8 protein-coding genes are annotated in these 8678 nt (G+C 72.6%); 6 read left to right on the forward strand and 2 right to left on the reverse strand.

Going from position 1 to position 8678, the window contains the following annotated elements; translation table 11 throughout:
• Positions 1 to 460 (forward strand): hypothetical protein (locus ABZ749_RS22380; RefSeq protein ID WP_357230623.1); only part of this gene is annotated, 460 nt, incomplete at its 5' end.
• Between the two features lie 91 nt (positions 461 to 551).
• Here ABZ749_RS22380 and ABZ749_RS22385 read toward each other — a convergent pair.
• Positions 552 to 2003: an NYN domain-containing protein gene (locus tag ABZ749_RS22385; RefSeq protein ID WP_357230626.1), complete on the reverse strand. Its 1452-nt coding sequence runs from the start codon at positions 2001 to 2003 to the stop codon at positions 552 to 554.
• A 127-nt stretch (positions 2004 to 2130) separates the two neighbouring features.
• On the opposite strand from ABZ749_RS22385, the gene ABZ749_RS22390 reads away from it, so the two are divergent.
• From ABZ749_RS22390 to ABZ749_RS22410, 5 genes are all read left to right on the forward strand, one after another.
• Complete coding sequence (locus ABZ749_RS22390; protein ID WP_357230629.1) at positions 2131 to 3885, forward strand: DEDD exonuclease domain-containing protein; 1755 nt, start codon at positions 2131 to 2133, stop codon at positions 3883 to 3885.
• 126 nt (positions 3886 to 4011) lie between these two features.
• A complete protein-coding gene (locus ABZ749_RS22395) occupies positions 4012 to 5805 on the forward strand; it encodes an HD domain-containing protein (RefSeq protein WP_357230638.1) in 1794 nt (597 codons plus the stop codon).
• 53 nt (positions 5806 to 5858) lie between these two features.
• Positions 5859 to 6401, forward strand: a complete 543-nt coding sequence (locus ABZ749_RS22400; protein ID WP_355007737.1) for an NUDIX domain-containing protein — start codon at positions 5859 to 5861, stop codon at positions 6399 to 6401.
• Positions 6398 to 7267, forward strand: a complete 870-nt coding sequence (locus ABZ749_RS22405) for a sugar phosphate nucleotidyltransferase (protein WP_357230632.1) — start codon at positions 6398 to 6400, stop codon at positions 7265 to 7267. The genes ABZ749_RS22400 and ABZ749_RS22405 overlap by 4 nt, the downstream gene beginning before the upstream one ends.
• A gap of 109 nt (positions 7268 to 7376) precedes the next feature.
• Positions 7377 to 7664, forward strand: coding sequence for an Lrp/AsnC ligand binding domain-containing protein (locus tag ABZ749_RS22410; protein WP_124772802.1), 288 nt, complete (start codon positions 7377 to 7379; stop codon positions 7662 to 7664).
• Between the two features lie 106 nt (positions 7665 to 7770).
• On the opposite strand, the gene ABZ749_RS22415 is transcribed toward ABZ749_RS22410, so the two are convergent.
• On the reverse strand, positions 7771 to 8463 hold the full coding sequence (locus ABZ749_RS22415) for a DUF4142 domain-containing protein (RefSeq protein WP_357230635.1): 693 nt from the start codon (positions 8461 to 8463) through the stop codon (positions 7771 to 7773).
• Positions 8464 to 8678: the final 215 nt, after the last annotated feature.

Genomic DNA, 8678 nt, shown 5'->3' on the forward strand with positions numbered 1-8678 from the left:
CGCCATGGCTCTCGCCGTGCTGGTCGGCGCGGCTCTCCTCACCTTCTACACGGTGGTGTTCGACGAGGCGTGGTGGAAGGTGCTGCTGCGCTTCGGCATGATCGGCGCCGTCGTCGGGCTGACGACCAACTGGCAGCTGCGCCATCAGCCTCGCCTGCCGCTGCGGTTGACCGATGAAACGCTGCACCTGAGCGGACCGAAGGGGACCACACTCAGCATCGACTGGGTCAACGTGGCCAGCGCCCAGGTGCGGGGACGCCTGGATCCGCGGCTGGTGGTCGTGACCCGCGACCCGCAGCAGACTCGTCCGCCCATGCGAGCCGGACAGTGGTCGACTCCCGGACGCGGCCCCTACGAGCTGGTCGTCCGGCTCACCTGGATGGAGCCGGGCACCGACGCGCTGCGTCGCGAGCTGACCCGGCGACTACCGGCCACCGGACAGCGGCCCGAGCGGCAGTGAGGGCCAGGGTGTCAGCTCTGCGCGTCGAGGTCACGCAGGGCGAAGCGCAGGTGCTGCCACTCCTCGTTCAGGATCAGCAGGACGCGTCCTCTCAGGAGCGGGCGAGCCGCCGCAGCAGCGAGTCCGCGCCCAGCGGGTACGCGCCGTGGCGGCGTACCCCGTCGGCGACCTCGCGGTCCGACGAGACCACGACCACCGGCCGGCCCGCCGGCTCGGCACGGACCAGTCGCCGGATCAGCTCGTCGGCGGTCTCACCCTTGCGAGAGAAGAGCACCCGTACGCCGCGCGGCGCGGGCGGCAGCCCGTGCATCCGCTCGGCGCCGTCGAAGACCACCGTGACCTCGTCGCCGGTCTGCGCGGCGATCCCGCCCAGCCCGGTGATCAGGCGTTTGCGCTGCTGCTCCAGGGACATCTCGCCGAAGCCACGCTTGGTGACGTTGTAGCCGTCCACCACGAGGTGCGCCCGCGGCAGGGCGAGCAACTGGTCGAGCCGGGCCGGGTCGTCGGTGTCGCGGGCGCGGGCGGCGGGACCGGCCGGGGCGGTGCCCGGCTGCTCGGCGAACGCGTCGGCGACGAAGTCGGCCGGGAGTTTGTCCACCGGGTCGAGCGCCAGCTCCCGGCGCAGCCCGACGGCGGCCTGGCCGATGGTCTCCAGGAGCAGCCAGAGCCGGGCGTCGTCGACCGAGCGCGCCTCCTTGGCGCTGGCGCGGGCCACCCCGGCGGAGGCCTCGGCCTCGGCCAGCCGGGCCCGGGCGCGACGGAGTTCGGCGTCCACGTCGGCGCTGGCGCGGGCCGCCCGGCCGCGCTCGGTGGCCAACAGCTCGGTGGCCTTGCGCTCGCGGGCCTGGGTCTCGCGCAGGGTGCGGGCCACCTGTCGGGACTCCTCGCGGAGCTGACCCAGCTCCTCCCGGACGCGGGCCAACTCGTCGCGCAGCTTCTCGGCCTCGACCCGGGCCACCGCACGGTCGTGCTCGGCCCGGGTTGCCCGCTGCTCGGCCTCGCGGACCAACTCGGCGACGACGGCGCTGTCCGCCTCGGCGCGCACTGCCGCGCCGCTGGCGTCGATCAGCTCCCGCCAGCCACGGGGCCGGGCCAGGTAGGCCAGCGCGGCCACCTCGACCGGGTCGGCGGCGGCCGGCGCGGTGCCCTCGACCACCGCCGCACCGAGGTCACCGGCGTCGGCCAGGACCCGCGCGGTGACCCGCTGCCGGAACAGCGGGTCGGCGGTGAGCTGGGCGGCGATGACCGGCGCGCCGAGCCGGGCGCGTCGGTTGGGGGCGAACTTGGCCACCCGGCGCAGCGGCACCGGGACCTCGTCGGTGGGGAGGGTGGGCAGCACCGCGGCAGTCAGCGTCACGATCCGCTGCCGGACCGGCTCGGGCAGGGTCGGCTCCGGCTCGGCGGCGAGGCCGTCGACCGTTGTCGGGTCAGATGCGCCTGATGCGTCGTTGACTACGTTGTCGTCCGGGTTGCCCACGGCACCGTCGAGCGCGACCGGATCCTCCTGCGGGAGGTGGTCGTCATAAGGCTCGGTGAGGGGCATGTGGCAAGTCTCCCACCGCGACCGGGCCCACCGCCCGGTGAGTGAGCCGATCTCTCATCCTAGCCCCATGGTGACGGATGGGACGGCTGCGACGGGAGTGTCGGACCGGGGCGCTAGCGTGCCGCCGATGGCACAGGCGGAGTACGTCCAGGAGTCACTGGCCGGTCTCGACCCGGCGGTGGGCGGGGTGGACCCGGCGCTGCCGCTCTACGCGACGACCTTCGTGGTGGTCGACCTGGAGACCACCGGCGGCGCGCCGGACGGCGGCGGCATCACCGAGATCGGCGCGGTCAAGGTGCGCGGTGGCGAACAGTTGGGGGTGCTGGCGACCCTGGTCAACCCGGGCCAGCCGATTCCGCCGTTCATCACGGTGCTGACCGGCATCACCCAGGCCATGCTGGTGCCGGCGCCACCGATCGAGCAGGTGCTGCCGAGCTTCCTGGAGTTCATCGACGACGCGGTGCTGGTGGCCCACAACGCCCCGTACGACGTGGGCTTCCTCAAGGCCGCCTGCGCCAGGCACGGCTACCGCTGGCCCAACCCCCGGGTCCTGGACACGGCGGCGCTCGCCCGCCGGGTGCTGACCCGCGACGAGGTGCCCAACCGCAAGCTGGGCACCCTGGCCGCCTACTTCCGCACCGCCACCCAGCCCACCCACCGGGCGTTGGACGACGCGAAGGCCACCGTCGACGTGCTGCACGGGCTGATCGGTCGGCTCGGCGGGCACCGGGTGGACACGGTCGGCGACGCCATCGAGTTCGCCCGCGCGGTCACCCCGACCCAGCGCCGCAAGCGGCACCTGGCCGAGGGGTTGCCCAAGGTCCCCGGCGTCTACATCTTCCGGGCCGCCGACGACCGACCGCTCTACGTGGGCACCTCTGTCGACATCGCCACCCGGGTGCGCAGCTACTTCACCGCCGGCGAGAAGCGCGCCCGGATCTCGGAGATGCTGGGCGCGGCCGAACGGGTCGAGGCGGTGGAGTGCGCCCACTCGTTGGAGGCGGAGGTCCGTGAGCTGCGGTTGATCGCCGCGCACGCCCCGCCGTACAACCGCCGGTCCAAATACCCGGAACGCATGGTCTGGCTCAAGCTGACCGACGGTCCGTACCCCCGGTTGTCGATCGTCCGCGACCTCTCCCCCACCGACACCGCGTACCTCGGGCCGTTCACCTCCCGACGGGCCGCCGAGCTGGCCGCCGCCGGTTTCCACGACGCGGTGCCACTGCGCCAGTGCACGCACCGGCTCTCGCTGCGCACCGTCACGCCGGCCTGCGTGCTGGCCGAGCTGGGTCGGTGCCCGGCGCCCTGCGAACACAAGATCACCCCCGAGGAGTACGACGACAGCGCCGCCGCGCCCTTCCGCACCGCGACGGCCAGCGACCCTCAGCCGGTGGTGGACGCGCTGCTCGCGCGGATCGACGTGCTCTCGGCCGACCAGCGCTACGAGGAGGCCGCCGTGGTGCGGTCCCGGCTGGCCGCGGTGCTGCGCGCCACGGTGCGGATGCAGCGGCTGGCCGCGCTGACCGGGATCGTCGAGTTGGCCGCGGCCCGACCGGCCGCCCGGGGCGGCTGGGAGTTGGCGTTGGTCCGGCACGGCCGACTGGCCGGTGCGGGGGTGTCCCCGCCGGGCGTGCACCCGCGTCCCACGTTGACCACGATCCGGGCCACCGCCGAGACGGTGTCCGGCGGGCATGGTCCGGTGCCGGCGGCGACCGCCGAGGAGTCCGAGCGCATCCTGTCCTGGTTGGAGCGACCGGAGACCCGACTCGTCGAGATGTCCTCCGGTTGGTCCTCTCCGGCGAGTGGCGCGGCCCGGTTCCGTGACCTGCTGGCGAAGGCCGAGGGCGGCGCGTCCCACCAACTCTCGACCGAACGCTCATGACCAACTGACCGATCGGACTACGTCGACTCGCTTAGGCTGTTAGAGAAGTGCAGTCCTGCCCGATTCGTGGGCCTGCTCCCCCGCCGGGATCCGGCGGTGTGGAGCCGGGGTGAGGAGGTGTCCCTCGTGGACGTCGACGCCGGACACGGCGCCGCCCTGGGGGGCGCCCTGCCGACACAGCCGGGTGAGCTGCCGCTCGCCCGCCGGCTGCGGTCGCTGCTCAGCTGGCCGACCACCGACTCGGACCCGGTCACCCAACTGGTCCGCACCCACCGGGGCATCCACGCCGGCACCGACCCCGCGGTGCTGCGCCGCGCCTACACGATCGCGGAAAACATGCACCGCGGGCAGTTCCGCAAGAGCGGGGAACCGTACATCACCCACCCCCTCGCGGTGGCGCAGATCTGCGCCGAGCTGGGGATGGACACCACCACCCTGGTCGCGGCGCTGCTGCACGACACCGTGGAGGACACCCGCTACACCCTCCAGGCGCTCTCCGAGGACTTCGGCGGCGAGGTGGCCCACCTGGTCGACGGGGTGACCAAGTTCGACAAGGCGTTCTACGGCAAGGCCGCCGAGGCGGAGACGGTCCGCAAGATGATCGTCGCGGCCGCCAAGGACGTCCGGGTGCTGATCATCAAACTGGCCGACCGGCTGCACAACATGCGGACGCTCGGGGTGCGCTCCGCGTCGTCGCGGGAACGGATCGCCCGCAAGACCCAGGAGGTGCTGGTCCCGCTCTGTGACCGGCTGGGCATCCAGACCCTCAAACGCGAGCTGGACGACGTGGTGCTGCTGCACCTCGAGCCCGACGAGCACGCCCGGCTGGCCCGGCACGTGCACGATCGGCCGGGTTGGGATTCGTACCTCGACTCGGTGGTCACCCGGACCCGGGTGGCGCTGCGCCGCAGCCGGGTCGACGCCGAGGTGAGCCCCCGTCCCCGGCACCTCTACTCGATCTGGAAGGACACCATCGCCGGCGGCCACACCGCCCCGTACGACCTGCCCCGCATCGTGGTGGTGGTCGACGGCCCGGCCACCGACTGTTACGCCGCGCTGGGCGCGATCCACGGCACCTGGCGACCGGTGCCCGGCCGCTTCAAGGACTTCATCGCCTCGCCGAAGAACAACCTCTACCGTTCGCTGCACACCAGCGTCTGCGGCCCCCAGGACCGCACCGTGGAGGTGCTGATCCGCACCGAGGAGATGCACCGCTCGGCCGAGTACGGCATCGCCGCCGACTTCCGTTTCCCCAGCTCCGGCAGCAGCACCACAGCGGCCCGTGCCGAGCAGCTGGACTGGCTGCGCCGGGTGCTCGACTGGGAGCCGGACGCCGCCGACCCGGCACAGTTCTACGAGTCGCTGCGCTGCGACCTGGCCGAGGGGCAGATCCAGGTCTTCGCCGACGGGCGGCAGGTCGTGCTGCCGGCCGGTGCCACGCCTGTCGACCTCGCCTACGAGCTGGGCAACAACCGGGGCGACCACTGCCTGGCCGCACGCATCAACGGTCGGCTGGCCCCGCTCAGTTCGGAGCTGGACGAGGGCGACGTCGTGGAGATCTTCACCGAGAACGACGGCGACAACGGCTTCGAGGCCGGTGTGGCGCCGCGCGGTCCCCGGCGGGAGTGGCTGACCTTCGTCAAGTCGCCGCACGCGCAGATGCAGATCAACAGATGGTTCGCCGAGCACACCGAGCCGGGCATCACGATCAGCGACAAGGTGCGCCTCGGTCGGGCCACCATCGGGCTCGCCCTGCGCCAGCACAACCGGGGCCTCGCCAGTGACCTGCCGTTACTGCGCCTCTCCGAGGAGTTGGGCTACCCCGACCTGGAAACCCTGTTGGTCGCGGTCTTCGACCGGGTGATCGAACCGGACACCGTGGTCCGCCAGCTCATCGACCTGGTCGATCATCGACAGTGACCCGGCCGGCCCCAGTGCGTACGAAGGACATTCGTGACCACTAGCCTGGAGTCATGATCCCCCGCTCCCGCGCGACCGCTCGGGCCCTCTTCTACCAGGCCTTCTACCGGCTGCCGCTGCCGGTTCGTCGGCGCCTGGTCCGGTTGGCGGTGCCCAAGTACATCGTCGGCGCGGTGACCCTGGTCCGGGACACCGAGGCGACGGGCGCGGGTCGGTTGCTCATGCTCCGCCAGCCTCCCGGCAAGGGTTGGTCACTCCCCGCCGGCCTGCTCAACCGGGGTGAGGCCCCGGTGGTGGGCGCGGCCCGTGAGCTGTTCGAGGAGTCCGGCGTCCGGCTTCCACCGTCCCGGCTTCGCCCGGCGGTGCCGAACGCGATAGTGCACGCCAAGGGCTGGGTGGACATGGTCTTCGAGGCCGAGGTGCCGGCGTCCAGCACCCAGCTGACCGTCGACGGCGGGGAGGTCTTCGAGGCCGCCTGGCACCCCCTGGACGACCTGCCCAAGCTGACCTGGCCGACGGCCCGGCTGCTCGCCTACTACGACATCGGGCCACTCGCCGGGCAGTTCCCGCCGCCGGTGCCCGACGAGACCCCGTGACCGGCGCGGTCGGTGTGCCGGCCGAGCTGTGCGCGGTGGTGCTGGCCGCCGGCGAGGGCACGCGGCTGCGCCCGCTCACCGACCGGCTGCCCAAGGCGCTCTGCCCGGTGGGCAACGTGCCCCTGCTGGATCGGGCGTTGGCGCGGCTGGCCGGTCTGGGCCTGACCGGTCCCGACCGGGTCGCTGTGAATGCCTGCTACCTCGGCGACCAGGTGGTGGCACACGTCGGCGACCGCGCACACCTGTCGGTGGAGCCGGGCGACCCGCTGGGCACCGCCGGCGGGGTGGCCAACCTGCGGGACTGGATCGACGGGCGGCCGGTGCTTGTCGGCAACGCCGACGCGTACCTCGCCGACCCGGCTGCTCCCCCGGGCCCGGACGTGGCCGCCCTGCTCGACGGCTGGGACGGGCACTCCGTACGCCTGCTCGGCCAGCCCGCCGCGGACCCGGCGGCGCCGGGCACCTTCGCCGGGAACTGCTTCACCGGCTTCTCGCTGCTGCCCTGGCGGCTGGTCCGGGACCTGCCGGTCGTCTTCTCGGACCTGGTTCGCGCCGTGTGGCGTCCGGCCGAGGCCGCGGGCACCCTGACCGTGGTGCCCTACCCGGGCACCTTCTTCGACACCGGCACCCCGGCCGACTACCTGGCGGCCAACCTGCACGCCGCGGCCGGCGGCGTTCTCGTCGAGGAGTCCGCGACGGTGACCGGCCACTGCGTGGAGTCGGTCGTCGGCGCGGGAGCGCGGGTGGACGGTGACGTGTCCCGCACCGTGGTGTGGCCGGGCGCGACAGTGCGGGCCGGCGAGCGGCTGCGAAACGTGATCCGGGCCGGCAGCGACCTGACCGTGCCCTGCCCCGCCCAGGGCTGAGCACCGACTGCTCCCGCCTCCGGTCCCGGACCGGAACATGCTCCCGCCTCCGGTCCCGGACCGGAACATCTAGCATGGGCGACGACGCCGACGAACGGAGAAATACCCCGTGATCACCGCGATCGTGCTGATCGACTGCGCCACCGACGCGATCCCCGAGGTGGCGGAGAACCTGGCCAACCTTCCCGGTGTCAGCGAGGTCTACTCGGTGGCCGGGCACGTCGACCTCATCGCCATCGTCCGGGTCCGCGAGTTCGACCAGATCGCCCAGGTCATCGCGGGCAGCATCTCCAAGGTCCCGGGGGTGCTCAACACCGAGTCCCACATCGCCTTCCGGGCGTACTCCCAGCACGACCTGGAGGAGACGTTCGCGATCGGTCTGGCCAGCGCCGACTGACCCGCTCGCCGTTTCGGGGCCGGTGCCGCCCGCGGGGCGGCGCATGGCGCGCACAGGGGCGGCCGGCCCACCGCGAGGGTGGGCCGGCCGTCTGCTTGTGGCTACGTCAGCTCTCGCTGGGAGCCGGTACCTCGGTGCTGCCACCGCCCGGAGCCGGCGACTCGGTGCCGGTGCCGCCCGGAGCCGGCGACTCGGTGACAGTGCCACCCGGAGCCGGCGACTCGGTGCCGGTGCCGCCCGGGCTGGGCGTGCCGCTGGCGCTGGTCTGCGGAACCGGGATGCCCAGCTTGTTGGCGAGCGCCACCAACTCGTCGTAGTGCGTCTGCAGCGTCGGAAGCGCCGTCTGCGCCAACTGGACCACCGACTGCTCGGAGCCCTGCGAGATCTCCGTCTGGGTGGCCTGGATGGCCTGGACGTGACCGGCCAGCTCACTGGTCACCCAGAGCCGGTCGAACTCCGCGCCGCTGGCGTTGTTCAGCTTGTCGATGACCGCCTGCTGATCGGCGCTGGGCTCGTTCGGCAGTTCCACCCCGAGCTGCGACGCGGTCTGCTGCACCGTCTGGTCGAGCTGGGTGTGGTCGGTCTTCAGCATCGCGCCCAGGTCCTTGACCCCCTGGTCGTGACCCTTCTGCTGAGCCAGGTCACCAGCGGTGATCTCGAACAGGTTGACCTGGTGTACCGCCTGCAGGTACTGGGTGTCCTGCGTTGACGGCTGTGCCGCGGCCTGCGCGGCCGCAGCCGGCGCGACACCGACAAGTACCAGCGCGGCCAACAGGCCGAGGCGTTTGATACCCAACATGCTTCCCCCCCTTGAGACGTTGGACCGCACGCATACCCGGCTCACCGGGGTTATTCCTGCGATCGCCCGTCGCGCGGCGTCGACCGGTCCCGTCAGAGGCGTCCGACTCCTGGCCGAATGGGTCTCCAGGGATGGATACGGCTGCGCTTCGCCGATTCGGTGGCCTGCGTCGTCAGCCGCTCGGCCTCCTGCTGCGCCTTGGCGCGGGTCGCCCG

It is taken from the genome of Micromonospora sp. NPDC047753 (assembly GCF_040642735.1).
Lineage (GTDB): Bacteria > Actinomycetota > Actinomycetes > Mycobacteriales > Micromonosporaceae > Micromonospora.

What these genes read in the sequence shown, in the direction of transcription:
- ABZ749_RS22385 (WP_357230626.1), bottom strand. Translation starts at nt 2,003, where the DNA reads ATGCCCCTCACCGAGCCTTATGACGACCACCTCCCGCAGGAGGATCCG.
- ABZ749_RS22390 (WP_357230629.1), top strand. Translation starts at nt 2,131, where the DNA reads ATGGCACAGGCGGAGTACGTCCAGGAGTCACTGGCCGGTCTCGACCCG.
- ABZ749_RS22400 (WP_355007737.1), top strand. Translation starts at nt 5,859, where the DNA reads ATGATCCCCCGCTCCCGCGCGACCGCTCGGGCCCTCTTCTACCAGGCC.
- ABZ749_RS22415 (WP_357230635.1), bottom strand. Translation starts at nt 8,463, where the DNA reads ATGTTGGGTATCAAACGCCTCGGCCTGTTGGCCGCGCTGGTACTTGTC.